Source organism: Dyadobacter diqingensis, assembly GCF_024220585.1.
In the GTDB taxonomy this organism is placed as follows: domain Bacteria; phylum Bacteroidota; class Bacteroidia; order Cytophagales; family Spirosomataceae; genus Dyadobacter; species Dyadobacter diqingensis.
In genome coordinates this window covers 15627-36713 of record NZ_JAMXKF010000016.1, presented here as the reverse complement: position 1 = coordinate 36713, position 21087 = coordinate 15627, and the positions used below count along the sequence as shown (strand labels likewise).

Here is a 21087-nt window from a genome sequence, read left to right as displayed (position 1 = left end):
TAAATTTTACCTCATTTTCGAATGCTTTACTAAATAGGCCATCAAAACCGGATCGAAACCTTTGGCGATATCAGCTTCGATAAAATCGATTTTGTACTGGCCGCATTTCAGTTTGAGTTTCTGATAAAAATCCCCGACGAATTTCTGATAAGATTCGCGCACCTGCTCTGGTTGCACCTTTATTTTTTCTCCCGATTCCAGGTCAACGAATTCATAGGGGCGGTTTTCAAAGGCAAAAGTTTCTTCTGTTTTTTTGTCCGTTACGTGAAACAGAAGAACTTCATGCAGGTTGTGCCGTAAATGCTGCAAAGCCGAAAAGATCTGATCAGCCTCTTCAATATTGTCAAACATATCGCTGAAAATAACAACCAGCGAACGTTTATGTATTTTTTCTGCTAGTTGATGCAACACCTCGGCAACGGACGTTTTTTGCAGTGGTCGGTTTTTTTGCAAAAGCGCATTAAGCTCCTGCATGATCTTGTGCACGTGCGATGGCGTAGATTTTACGGCAGTCTGGATTTCAACCGCATCCGAAAATGTACACAAGCTGACAGCATCTTTCTGTCTTTGTAAAAGATAGGTAAGGCTTGCAGCAGCCATCAGACTGAAAGTCATTTTGCCATAACTTTCTTCCGGATAATACATCGAAGATGACGTATCCAGCAAAATGTGACAGCGCAGATTGGTCTCTTCTTCGTAACGTTTCACATACAACCGGTCTGTTTTTGCAAAAACTTTCCAGTCAATATTTCTTGTTGATTCACCGGTATTATACAATTGGTGTTCGGCAAATTCTACGGAAAATCCGTGGAAAGGAGATTTGTGCAAGCCGGTTATAAAGCCTTCGACCAGCTGTTTAGCCAGAAATTCAAGGTTACCAAATTCTCTTATTTTTGCTAAATCCAGCTGTCGGTTGTTCATACAGATAAAAAACGGAGTTAATCTTTTGTACGCATCGAAATAATCTTACCGGCCTTGTGATCTACCTCTTCATTTGCGTCGAGCATCACCATTCCCTCCATTCCCACGATTCTCATGGACACGCTGGCAACACCGTTAGAAATAATTCCGATCAGTCGGGCTGCTTCTTTGCTGATATCGACCATTCTGTTTTTGGAATAGGGGCCGCGGTCATTCACGCGAACGATAACTTTTTGATTATTAGCCAGGTTTGTAATTTCCAGCATGGTGTTGAGTGGTAGCGTGCGATGGGCAGCGGAGAGTTCTGTACTCTTGTGAACTTCTCCAAAAGAGGTTTTTCGCCCATGAAAGCGAGATGAATAGAATGAAGCACGACCAACTTCAGTTTTGCCAAGGCTTATCTGTGCGTTTGCATCAGGGAGTCCGGCCAGGGACAAAAACAATAGAATCAGAATCCGATGATAAGTCATATCTGAGCGTTTAGGTGGAACATAAATATGGCTCAACGAGCCCTATTCTTTACCATAATAGCGGTGCGCCACTGGCGCACATTCCCGCATATTATTCAAATGTAACGGAATAAACACACAAATGCATGTGTTATGTTGATAAAGTACAAGATAAATCCATAAAGTTTTAATTTTTGAGGCATTAAGGATTTGCTAATATCTCCTGGTTTTTTTGTTCGCAGCAATAAACTTTCTATTTTAGCGTTTGCAAACCTATTAAAAACTAAACATAGTGGAAGACAGAGAGCAAATCTACTCCAAAAGGGTCAGGGCGGGAAAACGGACTTACTTCTTCGATGTTCGCTCTACGCGATCCAACGATTACTACCTAACCATTACCGAAAGTCGGCGTCATCCGCAGGGAGAGGGCTTTACGTATGAAAAACATAAAATGTTTTTGTACAAAGAGGACTTTGATAAGTTTGTAGAAGCTTTGAAAGATGCGGTTGATCACGTGAAAACAGAATTAATGCCAGAAGTTGATTTTTCTCAGTATGAGGCCAAAGCGGATGAAGTAGACGCCATTGGAGAATCAGATTTGAAGTGGGAATAAGAAAACTTTACGTTTTTAAGAGAAGCCTTCGCAATCATTGACGAAGGCTTTTAGTTTTTCTGTCAGCTAATTGGTAATTTTGCGTAAAAATTATCAGGGCTTGCTATTTAGGTACAGCCGTTTACCATTTACTATGATGAGAATTTTGGCTTAAATAGTCTTCTCATCCCATTTGTCTTAGTTTTTATGAGCCTTCAATGTGGAATTGTTGGATTACCGAACGTTGGGAAATCCACTTTATTTAATGCTATTTCTACCGGTAAAGCCGAAGCTGCCAACTATCCTTTCTGTACGATCGAACCTAACGTCGGCGTTGTAACCGTTCCGGACGAGCGTATTGATGTATTAATCGGATTGGTGAAACCGCAGAAAGTGATCCCAACAATCATGGAGTTTGTTGATATCGCCGGCTTGGTAAAAGGCGCAAGCCAGGGTGCAGGTCTGGGAAACAAGTTCCTTGCCAATATCCGTGAAGTTGACGCGATTGTACACGTTGTACGTTGTTTTCAGGACGAAAACGTGGTGCACGTGGAAGGAAAGGTCGATCCGGTTTTTGACAAAGAAATCATCGATGCTGAATTGCAATTGAAAGATTTGGAGTCGGTAGAGAAAAAAATGCAGAAAACCGAAAAAGGAGCAAGAGCCGGCGATGCGAAAGCAAAGGCAGAACTTGAACTTTTGAAAAAATATAAAGAAACGCTGGAAGCAGGCCGTAACGCCCGCAGCCTTGTGGTTGACGACGCAGATCTGAAAGAAGCAGCGGTTGGCGATTTGAAATTGCTGACGGACAAACCTGTACTTTACGTTGCGAATGTTGACGAAGGTTCTATGCTTTCAGGAAATGAGTATTCTGAAAAATTAAGAGAAGCCGTAGCGCACGAAGGTGCCGATGTTATTGTGCTTTGTGCAGCCATTGAGTCACAGATTTCTGAAATTGAAGATCCGGAGGAGCACGAAATGTTCCTTGGTGAATATGGTTTGAAAGAATCCGGTTTGGCCAAACTTATTAAAGCTTCTTACGCATTATTAAACCTGATCACTTATTTCACTGCGGGTGTTAAGGAAGTTCGTGCCTGGACGATCGTGAAAGGCTGGAAAGCGCCACAGGCAGCGGGTGTGATCCATAGTGATTTTGAAAAAGGATTTATCCGTGCAGAAGTTATCAAGCTTCCTGATTATGAGCAATACAAATCAGAAGCAGGGGTGAAAGAAGTTGGAAAAATGGCTGTTGAAGGAAAAGAATATGTTGTTGTGGATGGTGATATTATGCACTTCCGTTTCAATGTGTAATTGACATAACAGGATATAAAATCAGAAAGGCTGAGTCAATGTTGATTCGGCCTTTCTGATTTTATAATGATCTGAATATTAATTGTCCTCAAAATGATCCGCTAAATCTTTGTGCAGCATTGCCCTGAATGTCCTGGACATGGAAATGATGTGATCGATGCGGTACTGTGCTTTTTGCAATACCAAAACGCTGAATCCATCGGTGATCAGTCTGCCGAAAAGTTCACGGAGAAGGATCATATCATCGACATGGACTGAAAAATCCTTAATAACGTACATTTGGAATCCTCTGTCTTCCTGCTTGGAAAAGTAAAGCACCAGGTGCAGGTCGGTATTGTTAAAGAAGGAAATGACGTGATTTTCTTCAAACTCAGCGGGCATTTCGTGATGGTCTACCAAACAGTCGATAATTTCAGATTCATTTCTGGTGAGATATAAGTTTGGTGTTAAATCCCATGCCGGTGAATTTGTTTTCATACGTACCGCGATTTAGATGAAATGTATTTGTTGATGAATATTATTCACTAATCTAATAAGTAGGAAGTTGCAATCATAGGAAATTTATCTTCTTCTATTCCATTCGATCGTTTTATATCCGATCAAAAGGTCGGATCTGCTGGTTGGCGGGCGGTGGTAGATCAAAATGTCGTAATCATTTTCGGTAACGCCGTAGTTGCCCTCCACATATCCGTCGTCAGCTTTTGGCGGATTTCCTTTTACCGCCGTATACTCATAATTGATCACCCCTTGTTTGATCAGGATATCGGCCTGATAGGCCTTCGTGTCGGCATTATATTCCATGCGATTGCGGTCATTGAGCTGCCAGAGGTTAAAGGCTCCGTTCACATAAAAAGTTACGTCAGGATCTTCAGGGACTTTTAATGTAAACAGAACGGGTGTATAATCCCCTTCCACGCTGCCCCGACCCGATTCTTTTTGGTCGACAATATACTGGCCGTTCAGGTCTTCAATTTGGAGATAACCATTGTCGGCACGGGAACGGTCCGGGGTTAGTGTCAGGCTGGTATTCTCTGTTGAGCGTTCCAGGGCATAAACGCCATAACCGCGACCTGACAGCGTGCGGCTATCGAAATAACGGAATTCGTTGCCGCCTGGAAATGTATTTTCAAGGTCAAAAAAAGTGTATTCCAGGATCTGGTCAAATGGCCTGACATTGGTTGGTTTAAAACCGGACCGGGTTTGGTCGAAGCGGAAGTTTTTGCGCAGGATCACTTTCAGGTCCTGTTGCGGAGAAATGAGGTTGTAGCCCTTGTAGTCAATGCTGAAATCGATTTGCTGGTCGGAAAACTGCTGCTGGATTCCCTGTGAAAAACGAGCCTGTGCCGTAATGTTAACTTTGGAATCATAGATCATGAATTTTCTGGTCAGCAATGTTCTCCGGCCCCGGTCGGTCGAAACCACCAGGACATAGTTTCCCGACAGTTTAAGTTTCGGCACTTCAAAGCGATAATGGGTATAAGCCACTTTGGTACTGAACGATTGCTCATAGGTTGTAATAGGGTAGTCGTTGTACTCATACGTGAATTCGATGTCGTTCAGATTTGACTTGGTCCAATCCGCATTGCAGTGAATTATTTTGGCCCGTAATCCTGACAGATTGGTTGTCATGTCGTCAAATTCAAGCACGAGTGGAAAACTGCTTTGTATCGGGATAATAGGTGGCGCGATCAACCTTGTGGGATTTTCCTTGTCTTCAATGCCGGGGTATAAAAATACGGTTTTGATATCGTCCGTATAGATGAAATCATCCAGACGCACATCCGGATTCTGTGCTTTGGAAATAAAAAAAGTTAAACTGAACAGTATGACGAAGAGATAGCGCATAGATTTTTTTATGACAAATGGTAACTTTAATACAAAGACAACGTATCAAGGGCGACGATGTTTTTTAACATAATTAACTATTTTTGTTGTAGAACCGAAACATTATGACAGCACAACCTCAAAAATATTACTCAGCCGGAGAATATCTTGAACTGGAACGTGAGGCTGAATACAAAAGCGAGTATTATAAGGGTGAGATTTTTGCCATGGCGGGTGCCGGGCATAATCATAACCGCATTGTGGAAAATTTGAGTGGAGAATGTTATATTGCTTTCAAAGGAAAATCGTGCCGGACTTATTCCAGTGACCAGAGAATTCATATTCCGGAGAACAGTCTTTACACGTATCCGGATTTGATTATTGTCTGTGATAAAAATCAATATCTCGATGATAAAAAAGATACGATTTTAAATCCTTCTGTCATTATCGAAGTGTTGTCTGAAAGCACCGAGGCTTATGATCGCGGGCAAAAGTTTCATTTTTATCGTAGTATTCCATCTCTCAGTGAATATGTTTTGATTAATTCTCGCTCGCTGGCAGCAGAAGTTTTTCGGAAAAATGAAGAAGGATTTTGGGTTTTGGCGTCCGAAGCATATCAGCTTCATGATACTTTGGAGCTGGCAACGGTAGGCCTGACATTATCTATGGCAGATATTTACGCGCAGACGGAGGATTTACTTTTGTAGACTTTTAAGCAAAAAGCCATTTTAAACATCGCGTTTAAAATGGCTTTTGATATATCAGCGATTGAAAAGTGGATTATCCCAGTTCCTCAACCTCCATCATCGCAGTTTCCCACGACTCGGTTGCTGCTTCCAGCTTTTTCTTTACGTCTGCGTAGAATCGGTTCAATTCTGCAAGTTTCGCAGAATCATTGTAAACCGACGGCTGTGCCAATTTTGCTTCTGTTTCCGACTTTTTCGTTTCAAGATTATCGATGGTCGCTTCCAGCTCTTCTACCTGCTTTTTGGCTTTCTTTAATTTCTGGGCGTCTTCTGAGGAAATAGATTTGTTATTATTGTTCTTTTGAGTGTTTCCGTTATTGTTGGAAGCCTGGTTGCTCTTTACCTGTGGCGGTGCACTGCTCACCGTTGCTTTGTCACTTACCGCCGACTGTAAACCACGTTCTTCAACCCATCTTTCGTACTCAGCATAAGTTCCGGGATATTCTTTGATCTGATGATCTTCGATATACCAGATCTTATTGGCAATCGATTCTACGAAATACCTGTCGTGAGATACTACGATGTAACTACCTTCGTATTGCTGCAAAGCCTGGATCAAAATATTCACAGACTGCATGTCCAAGTGGTTGGTAGGCTCATCGAGCAGCAGGAAATTGGCTTGCGAAAGCAAAACTTTTGCTAATGCCACACGTGATTTTTCACCTCCGGAAAGTACTTTGATCTTCTTGAATACGTCATCACCGGAGAAAAGGAAACAACCCAGAACGGTACGTAATTCCGTTTCTGTTTTGGTTGAATTGGCGTATTTAAGTTCTTCCAGAAGGTTATGGTTAACGTTCAGAGATTCCAGCTGGTGCTGCGCATAGAACGTAAACATTACATTGTGTCCAAGTCTTCTTTTTCCTTCGATAGGCTCGGTTCCTGCAACCACACGCAAAGCCGTAGATTTACCACGTCCGTTCGCACCGATCAACGCAATTTTATCACCGCGTTCCATGGTTATACTCGTATGGTCCAGAATTACTTTATCACCATAGGCTTTCGAAGCATCTTCCAACTGGAAAACGTGACGGCCAGGCTGTGTGGTAAACTGGAAACGGAAATGAACTTTTGCATTTTCGTCAACAACAGCATCCACAACTTCCATTCTGTCAAGTGCCTTAACCCTGCTCTGTACTTGCTTGGATTTTGTTGCTTTTGCCTTAAAACGTTCGATAAAACGTTCTGTCTGCTTAATTTTGGCTTGTTGGTTTTCAAAAGCTCCGCGTTGGATATCGTTACGCAACGCTTTTTCTTCCAGATAGTAAGAATAATTTCCGGAGTATAAATTCAATTTTCCCCCTGAAACTTCAACAATTGTATCAACGGTGTTGTCAAGGAACGCCCTATCGTGAGAAACTACGATTACGGCGCCTTCATAACTCTGAACATATTTTTCCACCCACTGAATAGACGGTAAGTCCAAGTGGTTGGTAGGTTCATCGAGCATTAACAACGAAGGTTTCTGCAAAAGCAATTTGGCAAGCATCACCCGCATACGCCATCCCCCTGAGAATAATCTTAGCGGTCTGTGTAAATCATCGGTAACAAAACCAAGACCTTCGAGAATTGCTTCTGCTTTTGACTGAATGGTATAACCATCCAAGGCATCAAACTCATCCTGAACTTTCGCCAGCTTATCCACGAGTTCATCGCGGTAGTTGTGCTCCATTTCATGAAGAATTTTATCAATTTGTACCTGAAGTAAATTCTGACGTTCGAAAGCCTGCATGGCTACCGAAAGAATAGAATCGTCACTTTGGTAAGAGAGTAAATCCTGATTTAAAAAGCCAATCGTGCAATCCCCTGATTTAGAGATGCGTCCTTCATCCGGCTGGTATTCGCCATCGATCATACGGAGCAGGGTAGATTTACCCGTCCCGTTAAGGCCGATAAGGCCAATTTTCATTTTTGGCTTAATATGAAGCGACGCGCCATCGTACAGTGCGCGGTCGCCAAGATAATAACTGAGGTTCGTAATCGCGATCATGCCGCAAAGGTACGGATAAGATAGAGATAGTAAAAATCCGAATTGTTGGAATAGTTATAAAATCAAGACGTTAATCCGAAATATGACATTAATCTTGTAAATTTGTGTTGTAGGTTACACAGAGTTTCTCAGAGGATAGGAAAGAACCACAGCATTTTTTATTTGTTAAGAGAAAACTCTGTGGTTCTCTTTTTTATCTCTGTGGTACTCTGTGTAACCTTTTAATTTTTAACCAGCCAGATTTTGAATAACCTATTTCCCATATTCCTGAAACTTGAAAACCTACACACACTTATTGTCGGTGGGGGATATGTTGGTCTGGAAAAAATAACGGCTGTTTTGGACAATTCGCCGGAAGCGACTGTGACACTGGTATCTCCCGAAATCAGACAGGAAATCAGGGATATTGCCATGGATAACGCTCGAATAACCTTGATCGAACGCAAGTTTCAGGATAAGGATCTTGTTGAAAAGGATCTGGTGATTGTCGCTACAAACGATAAGGAGGAAAATAAGCGGATTAAACTCGTTGCACGTGCCAAACATATGCTTTGCAATGTAGCTGATACTCCTGATCTCTGTGATTTTTACCTTTCTTCGGTCGTTCGAAAAGGAAATTTAAAGGTTGCGATTTCAACCAATGGGATGTCTCCGACAATGGCAAAAAGGCTTAAAGAAGTCTTGAATGAGGCGCTTCCTGATAACCTTGAAACGGCCATGGAGCAGCTGAAAGCCGTTCGGGATATGCTGAAAGGTGATTTTGCTTATAAAGTGGATGAATTAAACCGGATTACTTCTGTTTTGGTTGAGAAGCCTGAGGGTAAGTGATTTCCCTGAACACCGAAAAGGAATTAATGAATAATTCCAAATTCTCTTAAAGCCCTCGGGAAGTTTTTTCCTTCATGTCCGGACCTGCTAAGTTTAACCAGGGCAAATCTTTGCAAAGTATCCAGTTCAATCCATTGTTTTAAGGTTGGTGCCGGGCAATTCCATTCTACTGATTTTTCTTTTATTTCCTCAGGAATTTCATTGAGATTGTTCCAGCTGTCGTCGACATTGGGTAACAGGCTTGCTTCGTGGTTTGCGTATTTCCAAACCAGGTTACTGACATACTGCCCATACTGATTAACCTCCGTATTCATGTAACAGGGAAGATAGGCAAGCTGTTTTTTTTCTTCAACGCTGATTTTGATCCATTCAGGGAGTTTTAATTTAATTCCGCAGGTATCGAGCTTGTAGCGGACAATCATGGGTATACAACGAAGTGACTCAACAAAATCACTTTCAAAATCGAAGAAAAATGGATTGATGATTTCGGCTTTCATTGTCTTTCAGGTTTAAATTAAAACAGCGGTTGGAAACTGAATTTCTTCCAGCTCATTTTTTTCTGTGCCGCAGGTAGGGCAGCAATATGTTTCAGGTAATGCTTCAAAGGCGGTTTTAGGCGGAATGTTATTCAGTGTATCGCCGTACTCCGGATGGTATATCGTCATGCAATTGGGGCACTGATGCGCCGTCAGCGTTGCAGGAGAGGCATTTTTTATTTCTTCTTTTTCAATAAAAAATGCGTCTGTGTTCTCACTGGTTTTGCGTGTGTTGTATTGGCGACAAAGTCTTTCGAGTTGCCACGGCAAATGGATTTTGAACAAGCCTTTCTGAAAGAGAATATGTTTTCTACTGTTGGGATTAAAATTTTCGGTGAAATATAAATCGTAAACACTGAAAAGCGATAACTGTGCAATTTGAAATAATGGACGTTTTCTGATCAGCACGGATCCGAAAACTTCTGATTTGGCACGTGTCTGAATTCCAAAACAAAGCCCGAAGGTACGGGTATCATTTTTTTCAACATAGCGAACAAGGTAATCTTTCAGGATTGTGCCGTCTTCGGTATGGTCTTCGGTTTGCCAGGCAAGTTCGTTGGCGGCGTGACGAACATTGATATTGTGTTTGCCAAGAATACTGCTCCATGTGTTGCGATGGATGTCTTCAATTCCTTTGATAATCAGTGATTTCCATGGTGTTGCGCATATTTCCCCAACACGTGTTTTAAGGCACAAAAGGCATAGGTCAATTAAAAATTCTACCGAGAAAAGTTCATCCCGGCGATATAATCCAAGCCATGTCCTGGATTCGTACCGGTTAAAACCTTCGTAATAGGGCAGGGTAAAGGCTGGTAATTCCAGTTCCTGAGTGGCCGGAATGGAAATGTAGTCCGTTTGCTTTTTTACCGCATCATATAGCGTTTCGAGGTTTTGACACCCTTCGTTAAGCATGCAGTCCTCTGCAATTTTTGCCAGGCGGCCAATTTCGTTGGTGTATATCAATTCGGGCCAACGGAACAGGTTGTTACTTTGTTTTGACCGGATGTACAGATACCAGAAATGCGGCTCAGGGGACGAAACGAAGTTGAGGTTGCCGGTGAAAAACGGGGTGAAACTCTGGTTGGAATCTGAGATATTTACTTTTAAAAGTGGTTGATAATCGAAGCTGTCCAGTACGGAATGGTATTCGTTTGCACCAAGCCATTGCCCCGTACGGAAAACTTCTTCACCACAGTAAGAGCTTATAATATTGGGATATGTCTCTGAATTTAATTCATAGCTGACACCCAGTTTTTGTAAATCTTTTTCAAGAAAACGAACAACTTCATAATGAACAGTCATCAGTAGCTGCTGACGGGCACCAAAGCGTACTTTTCGAACGCCCGATTCCCAGGCGGCGGTAAGGATGTCTTTGAGATATCCCGGTGAAACGATGCCTCCCGGTAGATTGATTTTTATGGTATAATAATCTCTCATGATGCGTTGGCGATTGATTCAATGTGTCGATAATTGGTTAAATAATAGGGCGTTGCCCTATTTTAAGGTATTTCGCCCTTTCAGGGCTTGTCTTTATAATAGCCCTGAAAGGGCGAAATATCTGAGCGATGGGCACCGCCCATCGTTCGGGATCGTTCGGGATCGTTCGGGTGCCGCCCATCGAATTGGAACCGCCCATCGTTTTGATGTCACCCATCATATTGACCCCGGTCATATCGTTTCCAACAAATTCATGTTTTCCAAAATTGCCCGCACCTCGGGGCGACAAGAACCACAACCAGTTCCGGCCCCGGTTTGCTGACAAAGTTTTTGAAAATCGTTACACCCTCCCTTGATAGCCTTTTCCAGATTTCCCTGTCCTACGTTATTACATGAACAGACCAGCTTGCCTTCCATCGGATCTGCTTTCTGGCTTGCACGCAATAATTGAAGGCGTTTTTCAGAGAGTTCCGTCCCTTTGGCTATCAAATCCCTGAATTCCAGGAACTCATTTTTATCACCGATCAGAATCGCTCCAACCAGCCTGTCCTGATGCACGATACATTTTTTGTAATATCGTTTTGACTTATCTATAAATACAATTTCCTCGTAGGCCGGATCATTTGCAGGCGTTTCCGTCATGCCGATACTGCTCATGTGTAACCCCTCCATTTTCAGGATGTTCATGGACACGCTGCCTTTGTAAGGCTGAGCGATATCACCGGCGATGAAATGTGCCGCAACCTCTGCCTGTTGTTCGGCAGCCAGCGTAATACCCCACATTTGCCCGCGCCATTCCGCAATTTCTCCCGCCGTGAAAATCGATTCATCGGACGTTTGCATGTAGTCATTGACGAGAATGCCGCGTTTGTGTTCAATGCCCGCCTCGCGTGCCAGATCTATCGTCGGTACCGTTCCGATCGCCATTACGACAACCTGACAGTTTATTTTTCTTCCCGATTTTAACAAAATACCTTCCACCTTGTTATTGCCGTAGAAAGTAGAAACTTCATCATTAAAATAAATTTCGATTCCCCGGTCGGTCAGATCCTGGTATAAAAGTTCGCTGGCCAGCGGATCAAGCTGGCGTTCCATTAACCGGCCGCTGCGCTGGATTACCGTAACTTTTACGTCGATTTTCCGGAAAGAAGCCGCTAGTTCCAGTCCTAAGATACCCCCGCCGACAATTACAGCATGCGAATCTGCCTGATTGATGAATGGCAAAAGATTATCCGCGTCGAAACGCGACCGCATATTGAAAATTCCCGGAAGTTCAGGTACCCCTTTTGGCATAAATGCCTTGCTGCCCATACCCAGGATTAACTTATCATAGGTATGCTCATTCCCTTCGCTGTCTGTAACAATTTTGTTTTTTCTATCAATATGGGCGATGCTGATACCTTTGTGAACTGTAATGTTCGAATCAGCAAACTGATCTTCCCGCAGTTTTACAAGTTGTTCCCAGGTTTGTTCGCCGCTGATGTAGTCCGGCAAAAGTACCCGGTTGTAGAACGGGAATATTTCTTTTGAAAAAACATGAATTTCATCTTCCTGATTAAGCGTGCGATAAGCGTTGATAAAACCCAAACCAGCTGAACCAGCTCCGATAACAATTATTTTTTCAAAAGGCTTTTTATATAATTCAACTTCAACCGCCGAAAACTTGAAATCCGGCTCCTTGGACTTAGGATCCACCAGATTATTGGTCAGGTTATTAGCTCTTCCCAGATTACTTCCCAGAATTTTCCCCCAGTGCATAGGCAGGAAACACAGGCCTTGGCGAACGTCATCGCTTAGTTGTGCCTTAACACGTACTTCCCCGCGACGGCCTTTTACAACCACCAGCGCGCCTTCTTTGATGTTTCTTGCCTCTGCGTCTTTAGGGTGGATTTGCAAAAATGGTTGTGGAATATGTTGTTTAAGTTTGGTAACCCGTCCCGTTTTGGTCATCGTATGCCATTGATCCCGGATACGGCCTGTGGTCAAAACCAGCGGAAAATTTTCATCCGTTGGTTCAGAAGTATTTTCATCGGCAACAGCGAAAATCTGTGCACGTTTATTGGCTGTGTAAAAAGTATGATCCGTAAACAGTCGTTTCGTGCCGACTGAATTGGCCGTACTGATTATATTTTTAGAAATATTTTCTGCCGCAGTATTCAGGTCTTGTGTACTAAGCGGCCATTGCACACTGCGGTTGCTTTTTAAAAGGTCATAATCAACACCGGTTACATCCACATTGGTGTTGGCCGTAACTTGTTTGTATTCATCATAAACCTCAGAAGTGTTTTTGTAATTAAACGCTTCTCCGAAACCCATTTTTTGCGCAAATTTCCAAATGATTTCCGAATCCGGCAAAGCCTCTCCCGGCGCTTCCAAAGCTTTTGGCAAATAGGTAATGCGTCTTTCTGCATTCGTCATGGTACCTTCTTTTTCCAGCCAGGCAGCAGCAGGTAAAACCACATCGGCAAAATGAACCGTATCTGCCAGATTGGAGATATCCTGCACCACGACAAAACGTGCATTTTTTAATGCTTTCTCGGCCACATTGATATCCGGCATACTCACCAACGGGTTGGTATTAATAACCCATATCGCTTTCAGACGGTCATCAGCAAGCGCCTCAAACATTTCGGTTGCCGTGAAGCCAGGTTTATGGGCAATCTTAACCGGTGCGTTCCAGAAAGACTCCATTTCTTCCCGGTGTGTAGCGTTGGTCACATCACGGTGCGCGGGAAGAATGTTGGCGAGTCCTCCGGTTTCCCTGCCTCCCATGGCGTTAGGTTGGCCGGTCAAAGAAAATGGGCCGTTTCCTGGTGTGCCGATTTTGCCTGTGATCAGGTGAAGGTTAATCAACGAAAGATTTTTGTTAACGCCAATCACAGACTGATTCAGCCCCATCGTCCATAAGGAAAGGAAACCCTTCGACTGACCGATCCAGTCGGCAGCCAGATATATATCATCAGGATTTATACCGCATATTTCGGCAGATTCCTGTACTGTTCTCTCAAAAACTTTTTCCTTAAAAAGTACATAACCATCTGTATGGTCTTCAATGAACTGTTGGTTGATATAATTTTTCTCAACCAATATCCGGCCGATGGCATTGTTCAAAACAATGTCAGTGCCCGGAACGATCCCCAGATGAAGATCAGATGAGCGTGCAGTATCCGTGCGGCGCGGATCTACACAAATAATTTTAACATGAGGATTTGCATTTTTATGTGCTTCGATGCGTCTCCACAAAATAGGATGGCACCAGGCCGGATTTGCACCCGTTACATAAAATACATCAGCTTCTTCAATGTCGTCATAACAAACCGGCACACAATCCTCTCCAAGGGCCAGCTTGTATCCGACAACCGCCGAACTCATGCAAAGTCTGGAATTGGTATCGATGTTATTGGAGCCGATAAATCCTTTGATCAGTTTGTTTACCAGATAATATTCCTCCGTAAGGCATTGTCCGGAAACGTAAAAAGCGACCGAATCAGGGCCGAATTTTTTAATAAATGTCTTAAAAACGGCAGCAGTTCTTTCCAAAGCTTCATCCCATGACACGCGTTGTAATGGCATGGACCGGTTGTGCCGCATTTGCGGGTACAACAACCGGTCCGACTGATCCATTACTGTATAGTGCAGGTTCATTCCTTTGGAACAAAGCATTCCTTTGCTGGAGGGGTGTTCTTTGTCTCCCTCCAGACTCAGGCGTCCGTTCTCTTCCTTCTTTACAACTACGCCGCAACCCACGCCGCAATAGCAACAGGTAGATTTATAGGTATCAGAGGAAGTTTTCATACTCGTAAAAGATTATTGATGGAATTATGAATTAGCAGTTTCAAGCGTATTGGCTTCGGGTACTGCTGTTCTTATTTTGTCAAAATTGACTAAGGCTACGATGGCTGCCACACAGGCGATCGCTACGCCGATGTATACAAATGCCTGAGAATAAGTGATTGAGCTTGATTTGAAAAGGAATCCGGCCAAAACTGCTCCAACATTTCCACCTGCCCCAACGATTCCGCTCACAGATCCGATCGCTTTCTGGTTTACAAAAGGAACGATTGAATAAGTAACACCATTGGCCATTTTCAGGAACATTGCGAAACACAACATGGTCGCTACCGCAATTACCAGACTGCCGCTCTGTGCGAACAATGCAATACCGATTCCTTCCAAAGCTAGCAAAAGCGCAAGCAGACGGCCTTTCCCTAGCATTCCATATTTCAAGCCGACTTTGTCAGCGACGATACCTCCCAATGCCCGGGCAAAAAGGTTCATGAAACCAAACGTTCCGGCGAGGATACCTGCTACTGCAAGTGTGGTGTCAAAGTTTTCAAAGAAATATAAAGCGGCAATGTTATCAAAGGTGATCTCGATTCCGAAACAAGCGCCGTAGGCAAGGAAAAGTGCCCAGGTACGTGGATCCTTCATCGCCAGTGTCAAGGTTCCTTTTGTTTTAACAGCCGATGTCTGGTTGTATTCCGGCAGTTCATCAAAGTTACCAGCCGGCGTGTCTTTTGTGTAGAAATAATAAACAAAAGCAAAGATCAAAAGCAAAACACCCGGTACAACCATGGCTAGTCTCCATGCCGACTCAGGTAAATAACCTGCGCCTACGAACCCTGCAAAAACCAACGGCATAACCATGTTCGTAACTCCGCCGCCCAAATTTCCCCATCCACCGGCAACGGCGTTGGCAGTTCCTACGATCTTCTTGTCAAACATGACCGAAGTGTGGTATTGAGTAATGACGAATGAAGCACCGATCACCCCGATGGCAAGTCTGAAAAGTAAAAAACCTTCATAAGAATGAACCAAACCGACTGTCATAACCGGGATGGAACAGATTCCAAGCAGCGCGGTGTACGTTTTCCGTGGTCCCCAGGTATCGCAAAGTTTTCCGATTGCGATCCGGGCAATAACCGTGGCTGCTACCGATGCAATAATGATATTCCCGATTTGTCCTTTCGTTAGTCCAAGATCAGTTTTGACTACCGTCATTAAAGGGGCCAATCCGAACCATCCGAAAAAGCAAAGGAAAAATGCCATCCAGGTCAGGTGAAAGGTTCTCATTTGAACACCTTTAACACTGAAAATATTTAGTTTCTGTAACGGTTTATTTGTCGTTTCCATAGTTCAATGAGATTTGAGGCTTTTATAATAAGAGTGATGCGGCATTCAAATTCTTGATGTATTCGGATTATTTAAGGAAATCAGGTTTGATGCTGATCATCAGATAGGCCCAGTTGGCCATCTTCTGAGGATCGGTTACGCCCTTAACCTGGGCCAGTGAATTCGTTGGTAAAAATGTGCAATATCCTCCCTGGAAGCTTATCGTTCTTGTTAAATTAAAAGTGGCAATGATATCCAGTTCCTCTCCAAAATTGCTGCTGAGTTTTTCGTCTTTGGCATTAATAACCTGCGAAGGGCTCGAAAACTGGTGAAGATCCGCCTGTATCGAAAGTTTGGGTGACGCTTTGATTGTGCTCGTCAGATATAGGTCGGACAAACCGCCTTTCCCGAATCCGTTGGCTGCGTAGAAATAATCCATCTGTCCCCAGAACTTGTGCGGTGTTCCGTATAACGGGTCAAACGTTTTGTTCTTGGTACTGCCGGTGCCGCTGCCTGAGGTATAATCAAATCCGGGACCCACTGAAATGAATTTATTTACATCATAAACTCCTTTCACCGAATACATATAGGCTGAGAGTTTAGCTCCGTCCTTATCCTTACCCTGCTGCATGTACGCGCTTGCCGTCAGATTCCAGCTTTTTCCAAGTTTTGTTTGCAAGTACGGGCCAAATGTTACTCTGCTGTTCACCCCTTTTTCGAGATTTTTCGTACCAGTCTGTGTTAACGTATATTTTTGAAAATCGTCCTTTAAAACAAGTAATGAAACGATACCCTGTTTTAATTTTTTACTCGCATAACCAAACTGCATCGACTTGTACATCGTGCCGATTCCGTTGGTTCCGGCAGGATACCCATTGGGTACACCGTTGTATAAAGTACCTGTTTTTAACTCACTGTTCTGGTTATACGCAAAACCGAAATGTGCGGTAAAACCCTGGTTACTGTATTTAATTAAAGCAGCGTCATGTCTTCTTGCCTGTTGCAGCCAGTCCAGATTCCCAAGTAGACGGCTATCATCATAAAGCAATTCCTGACGTCCGATTTTCAATGAAAATTCTTTGCCGGCCTTGATCTGGTTTGTGTCCAGTAAACTGATCTCTCCCCAGGCTTCATGTAACATAAAGCCATTTTGAGCGGCATTCGTAACGCGGTTGTTGGTGGAAGCATCCTGTCCCCAGACCCTTACATCCTGCGCTGAAATGAAAAACTGCGTGCGATATCCCTTGTACCCCACATTCAATCGTGTGCGTTGCGATGTGAAAAATGCCGGCTTGCTTCCTTTGGAAAGAGGTGATCCCTGACCGGAAAGTAGTTCGGAACGTGTACGGAGTTGTCCGGAAATGCTAAGCTGTGCCATCGTTTCCAACGACAAAAGTGCAGAGATTCCCAGTGCTGCTCCGGTAATAAAGAGGTAGCGAATTGTTTTCATTTGGATCATTGGATAAAATGAAAAAAGATAACCAGTGCCATTCTAGTGGCTTAATTCAGGCTTAAAGGCGACGTTGCGCGTTCAAGTAATTTTTTAGAATTTGCTTTATGTTCTTTTTTCCATTTTATTTGATCTGTTTATTTGAAACATGAACAATATCCCTTGAGTTTGAATAGCCCTGTTGGGATAATACATTAGCCGATTTGGTGTCCCCACACCTGATCGGCTTTTTTGCTAAGAAGCCAGATTTATACTCTGCAGATATTCCATCGCGTAAGATGGATGCAATCCTACAACCTCTCCAAGTACGATGATTGCCGGCGTACCCAGATTATTTTCTTTTACCAGTCTCGGCATTTCCCAAACCTGGCCCATTACGCTTTTTTCATCCGGGCGTGTGCCGTTTTGAATCACCGCCATAGGCAAATGTCCGCGTCCAAAATATTTATACAGATCACAAATTTCGTTCAGCTTATTCATACCCATCAATACAACGATCGTTGCTTTGGATTGAGCAGCCAGTCTCATATCGTCAGATAACTCACCGTTTCTCGTTGTGCCGGTGATGACCCAGAAACTTTCGCTTACACCTCTCCGCGTTACAGGAATTTCCAGAGAAGCAGGCACCGCGATGCAGCTTGAAACACCAGGTACAACTTCACAAGGAATATCATAGTCACGTGCGTACTCCATCTCTTCATGACCGCGTCCGAAAACAAAGGAGTCTCCGCCTTTCAAACGAACCACATGTCCGCGTTTACGTGCAAGTCTTACGATCAGTCCGTTGATTTCGTCCTGAGAAAATGACGCCGCACCTGATTTTTTTCCTACATATATTTTCAACGCTTGCTCTGGTGCGAAATCAAGTATTTCGGTGCTGACCAGCTCGTCATACAAAACGACGTCGGCTGTCTTTAAAACCTTGATTCCTTTTAAGGTGATCAACTCTCCGTTTCCCGGACCTGCTCCCACGAGTGTAAGTTTCGGCTCCATCTCTTATATATATGTTCTGGTGAATATTAGAAATGTACTATACATAGTAAATGTTCACTATGTCGATTTATTGGTTCAAAATTAACAGCAATATTTTACAAAACAATACTTTTGCCAAAAAATAAGTGTGTAAAATGATCATTAATAGAATATAAAGTTAGGAAAATAGAAAAACACAGTTTAATTTTGACATGTAATATTTGGTGGTAAATAAGGGGTATTATTAGAATATTACAATAAAACAACAGGGTTATTCAAAATTAATAGTTAATTGTAACTATGAAAGCAAACACAAACACGCATATCGTTGTCATTGGTAATGGTATGGTCGGCTACAAATTCTGCGAGAAATTGCTAGCCAGGAAAAAAAATGATCAGGAATTTACACTGACGGTTTTTGGGGAAGAGCCTCGTGTAGCCTATGATCGCGTTCACCTTAGTGAATATTTTGCTGGTAAAACTGCTGATGATCTTACTATGGCCAGTGTGGATTGGTACGCTGAAAATGGTATCAGACTGTTCCTTTCTGACCCTGTTGTAGATATCGACAGAGAAGAGAAACTGGTAAGATCTCACCATGGACACGTAGTGCATTATGACTATCTGGTCATGGCCACGGGCTCCGGTGCGTTTGTTCCGTCTATTCCGGGTGTGGAAAAAGATGGTGTTTTTGTATATAGGACTATAGAGGATCTTGAGTTGATCCAAGCGTATGCCAAAAAGGCAAAAAGAGGTGCCGTGCTTGGTGGTGGTTTGCTGGGGCTGGAAGCTGCCAAAGCATTGCTTGACCTTGGCCTGGAAGAAGCTCACGTTGTTGAATTTGCCTCACGTTTGATGCCAAGACAGATTGATGATGCGGGGTCCAAAATTTTACAAAGTCAGCTGGAGTCGTTGGGTTTGAATATTCATCTGGCTAAAAGCACGCAAGAGATTGTTGGAGGTGATTTTATTAAGGGGATGCAGTTTGCCGATAATTCCTTCCTGGATGTGGATATGCTGGTTATTTCCGCAGGTATTCGTCCGCGCGACGAGCTTGCTAAAATTGCCGGGCTGGATACGCACCCTCGCGGCGGGATTGTAGTGGATAATGGTCTACGTACTTCGGATCCGTACATCTTCGCAATCGGCGAATGTGCTTTGGCGCACCATATGATCTACGGATTAATTGCGCCGGGTTATGAAATGGCTGACGTGGTTGCCGGTGCTTTGACCGGTACGGAAAAGGAATTTTTGCCGTACGATATGTCCACCAAGCTAAAACTGATCGGAACGGATGTGGCGAGTTTCGGAGATCCTTTCATAGAGGAGCCTGCTTGTAAAACGATTCGTTATGAAAATAAGGCGAAAGGCATTTACAAGAGAATAAATGTGTCGCCGGATGGTAAAGAACTTTTAGGCGGAATTTTGGTAGGTGACGCAGAGCAATACAACATGCTGCTGCAAACCTGTAAGAATAAAACAATACTTCCGCCGGACTCTGAAGACCTGATCCTGGGTTCAAGAGGTGGGGAGGATGCCGGTGCTGGTGTGATGAGCCTGCCTGATGACGCGCTGATTTGCTCTTGTGAAGCGGTGACGAAGGGAATGCTCTGTCATGAGATTGGTGAAAACGGTCATACAACGATTGATGCGCTGAAAAAATGCTGCAAAGCCGGAACCGGTTGTGGCGGCTGTATCCCGATGGTGAAAGATATCATTCAGGGCGTAATGAAGCAAAATGGCCAATATGTGAGAAATGTGGTTTGTGAGCATTTCGATCATTCACGCCAGGAACTGCTTGATCTCGTGAAAATGAATGGCCTGAGAACTTATGGCGAGGTGTTGAATGAGTTTGGTCATGGTGATGGCTGCGAAGTTTGTAAACCCGTTGTAGCATCCCTTCTGGCAAGTCTTTGGAATGAAAATGTTTTGACAAAAGACCGTGCGCCAATTCAGGATTCAAACGACCGTTATCTGGCCAACATTCAAAAAGGTGGTACCTATTCTGTCGTGCCGCGTATTCCGGGCGGTGAAATTACTCCGGATAAACTGATTGTGATTGGGCAGGTTGCGAAGAAATATGGCCTTTATACCAAAATAACGGGTGGTCAGCGTATCGACTTATTCGGTGCGCACGTCAATGATCTGCCACTGATCTGGGAAGAGCTGATCGACGCAGGTTTTGAAAGTGGTCATGCTTATGGAAAAGCGTTGCGTACTGTGAAAAGCTGCGTAGGTTCTACCTGGTGCCGCTTTGGTGTGCAGGATTCTGTTTCGTTTGCTATCGAGGTAGAAGAAAGATATAAGGGGATACGTGCGCCGCATAAATTTAAATCTGCGGTATCGGGCTGTATTCGCGAATGTGCAGAGGCGCAGAGCAAGGATTTTGGTATCATCGCCACTGAAAAAGGCTGGAACTTATACGTTTGTGGAAACGGAGGCTCAAAACCACAGCATGCACAATTGATTGCTTCTGATGTGGACAAGGAAACATGTATCAAGCTGATCGATAGATTCCTGATGTTCTATATCAAAACTGCGGATCCGCTGACAAGGACTGCCACCTGGCTGAACAAGATGGAGGGCGGGATTTCTTACCTGAAAGCTGTTGTTGTGGATGATCTTCTGGGGTTGGCAGCAGAGTTTGAAAACGAAATGCAGTCGCTGATCAATAACTACAAATGCGAGTGGAAGGAAGTGGTTGATAGTCCTGAGCTTCGTAAGCGTTACAATCACTTTGTTAACGTGCCGGACAAAGATCCAACAGTTGCATTTGAAGATTTACGTACCCAAAAACGAGCCAAAGAATGGGTTTAATACCCAGGCCTGAAAGGCCGTAATACCTTAGCACCGGGCAACGCCCGGTGACTCCGGGTGAACGTCGGGTAATGCCCGGCGATTCCGGGTGAATGCATCGGA

At 43.6% G+C, this 21087-nt stretch carries 17 protein-coding genes; 5 read left to right on the top strand and 12 right to left on the bottom strand.

The annotated features are described in order from the left end of the window. Positions 1–6: 6 nt before the first annotated feature. Positions 7–921: a DUF58 domain-containing protein gene (locus M1L62_RS28530; RefSeq protein ID WP_254563052.1), complete on the bottom strand. Its 915-nt coding sequence runs from the start codon at positions 919–921 to the stop codon at positions 7–9. A 17-nt stretch (positions 922–938) separates the two neighbouring features. Continuing rightward, positions 939–1391, bottom strand: coding sequence for a septal ring lytic transglycosylase RlpA family protein (locus M1L62_RS28525; RefSeq protein ID WP_254563051.1), 453 nt, complete (start codon positions 1389–1391; stop codon positions 939–941). A gap of 271 nt (positions 1392–1662) precedes the next feature. Here M1L62_RS28525 and M1L62_RS28520 point away from each other — a divergent pair, with 271 nt between their 5' ends. Continuing rightward, positions 1663–1983 carry a DUF3276 family protein gene (locus M1L62_RS28520; protein ID WP_090335433.1) on the top strand — a complete coding sequence of 107 codons (321 nt, stop codon included), beginning with the start codon at positions 1663–1665 and terminating at the stop codon, positions 1981–1983. Positions 1984–2169: 186 nt separating this feature from the next. Then, the gene (gene ychF, locus M1L62_RS28515; RefSeq protein ID WP_254563050.1) at positions 2170–3273 is read left to right on the top strand and encodes a redox-regulated ATPase YchF; all 1104 of its coding nucleotides are present in this window, start codon (positions 2170–2172) and stop codon (positions 3271–3273) included. Between the two features lie 78 nt (positions 3274–3351). Here ychF and M1L62_RS28510 read toward each other — a convergent pair whose 3' ends face one another. Both M1L62_RS28510 and M1L62_RS28505 read right to left on the bottom strand, forming a co-directional pair. Further along, complete coding sequence (locus tag M1L62_RS28510) at positions 3352–3750, bottom strand: hypothetical protein (RefSeq protein WP_254563049.1); 399 nt, start codon at positions 3748–3750, stop codon at positions 3352–3354. Positions 3751–3834: 84 nt separating this feature from the next. Next, the gene (locus tag M1L62_RS28505; protein WP_254563048.1) at positions 3835–5118 is read right to left on the bottom strand and encodes a type IX secretion system plug protein; all 1284 of its coding nucleotides are present in this window, start codon (positions 5116–5118) and stop codon (positions 3835–3837) included. 104 nt (positions 5119–5222) lie between these two features. Here M1L62_RS28505 and M1L62_RS28500 point away from each other — a divergent pair, with 104 nt between their 5' ends. Next, positions 5223–5804: a Uma2 family endonuclease gene (locus tag M1L62_RS28500; protein WP_254563047.1), complete on the top strand. Its 582-nt coding sequence runs from the start codon at positions 5223–5225 to the stop codon at positions 5802–5804. Positions 5805–5877: 73 nt separating this feature from the next. On the opposite strand, the gene M1L62_RS28495 is transcribed toward M1L62_RS28500, so the two are convergent. Next, positions 5878–7833, bottom strand: coding sequence for an ABC-F family ATP-binding cassette domain-containing protein (locus M1L62_RS28495; protein WP_254563046.1), 1956 nt, complete (start codon positions 7831–7833; stop codon positions 5878–5880). A 243-nt stretch (positions 7834–8076) separates the two neighbouring features. Here M1L62_RS28495 and M1L62_RS28490 point away from each other — a divergent pair, with 243 nt between their 5' ends. Next, a complete protein-coding gene (locus tag M1L62_RS28490) occupies positions 8077–8661 on the top strand; it encodes a precorrin-2 dehydrogenase/sirohydrochlorin ferrochelatase family protein (RefSeq protein WP_254563045.1) in 585 nt (194 codons plus the stop codon). 23 nt (positions 8662–8684) lie between these two features. Here the strand turns inward: M1L62_RS28490 and M1L62_RS28485 are convergent, their stop codons facing one another. From M1L62_RS28485 to cobA, 7 genes are all read right to left on the bottom strand, one after another. Beyond that, the gene (locus tag M1L62_RS28485; RefSeq protein ID WP_254563044.1) at positions 8685–9158 is read right to left on the bottom strand and encodes a nitrate reductase associated protein; all 474 of its coding nucleotides are present in this window, start codon (positions 9156–9158) and stop codon (positions 8685–8687) included. 12 nt (positions 9159–9170) lie between these two features. Continuing rightward, positions 9171–10634 (bottom strand): rubredoxin, encoded by a 1464-nt coding sequence (locus tag M1L62_RS28480; RefSeq protein WP_254563043.1) that lies wholly within the window; start codon positions 10632–10634, stop codon positions 9171–9173. A 37-nt stretch (positions 10635–10671) separates the two neighbouring features. Continuing rightward, a complete protein-coding gene (locus M1L62_RS28475; protein WP_254563042.1) occupies positions 10672–10854 on the bottom strand; it encodes a hypothetical protein in 183 nt (60 codons plus the stop codon). 11 nt (positions 10855–10865) lie between these two features. Continuing rightward, on the bottom strand, positions 10866–14429 hold the full coding sequence (locus M1L62_RS28470) for a nitrate reductase (protein ID WP_254563041.1): 3564 nt from the start codon (positions 14427–14429) through the stop codon (positions 10866–10868). A gap of 24 nt (positions 14430–14453) precedes the next feature. Then, complete coding sequence (locus M1L62_RS28465) at positions 14454–15767, bottom strand: MFS transporter (protein ID WP_254563040.1); 1314 nt, start codon at positions 15765–15767, stop codon at positions 14454–14456. 67 nt (positions 15768–15834) lie between these two features. Continuing rightward, positions 15835–17196 (bottom strand): alginate export family protein, encoded by a 1362-nt coding sequence (locus tag M1L62_RS28460; protein ID WP_254563039.1) that lies wholly within the window; start codon positions 17194–17196, stop codon positions 15835–15837. Positions 17197–17430: 234 nt separating this feature from the next. Further along, the gene (gene cobA, locus M1L62_RS28455) at positions 17431–18189 is read right to left on the bottom strand and encodes a uroporphyrinogen-III C-methyltransferase (protein ID WP_254563038.1); all 759 of its coding nucleotides are present in this window, start codon (positions 18187–18189) and stop codon (positions 17431–17433) included. 279 nt (positions 18190–18468) lie between these two features. Between cobA and nirB the strand changes: the two genes are divergently transcribed. Next, positions 18469–20985 (top strand): nitrite reductase large subunit NirB, encoded by a 2517-nt coding sequence (gene nirB, locus M1L62_RS28450; RefSeq protein ID WP_254563037.1) that lies wholly within the window; start codon positions 18469–18471, stop codon positions 20983–20985. The last annotated feature ends 102 nt before the right edge of the window (positions 20986–21087 follow it).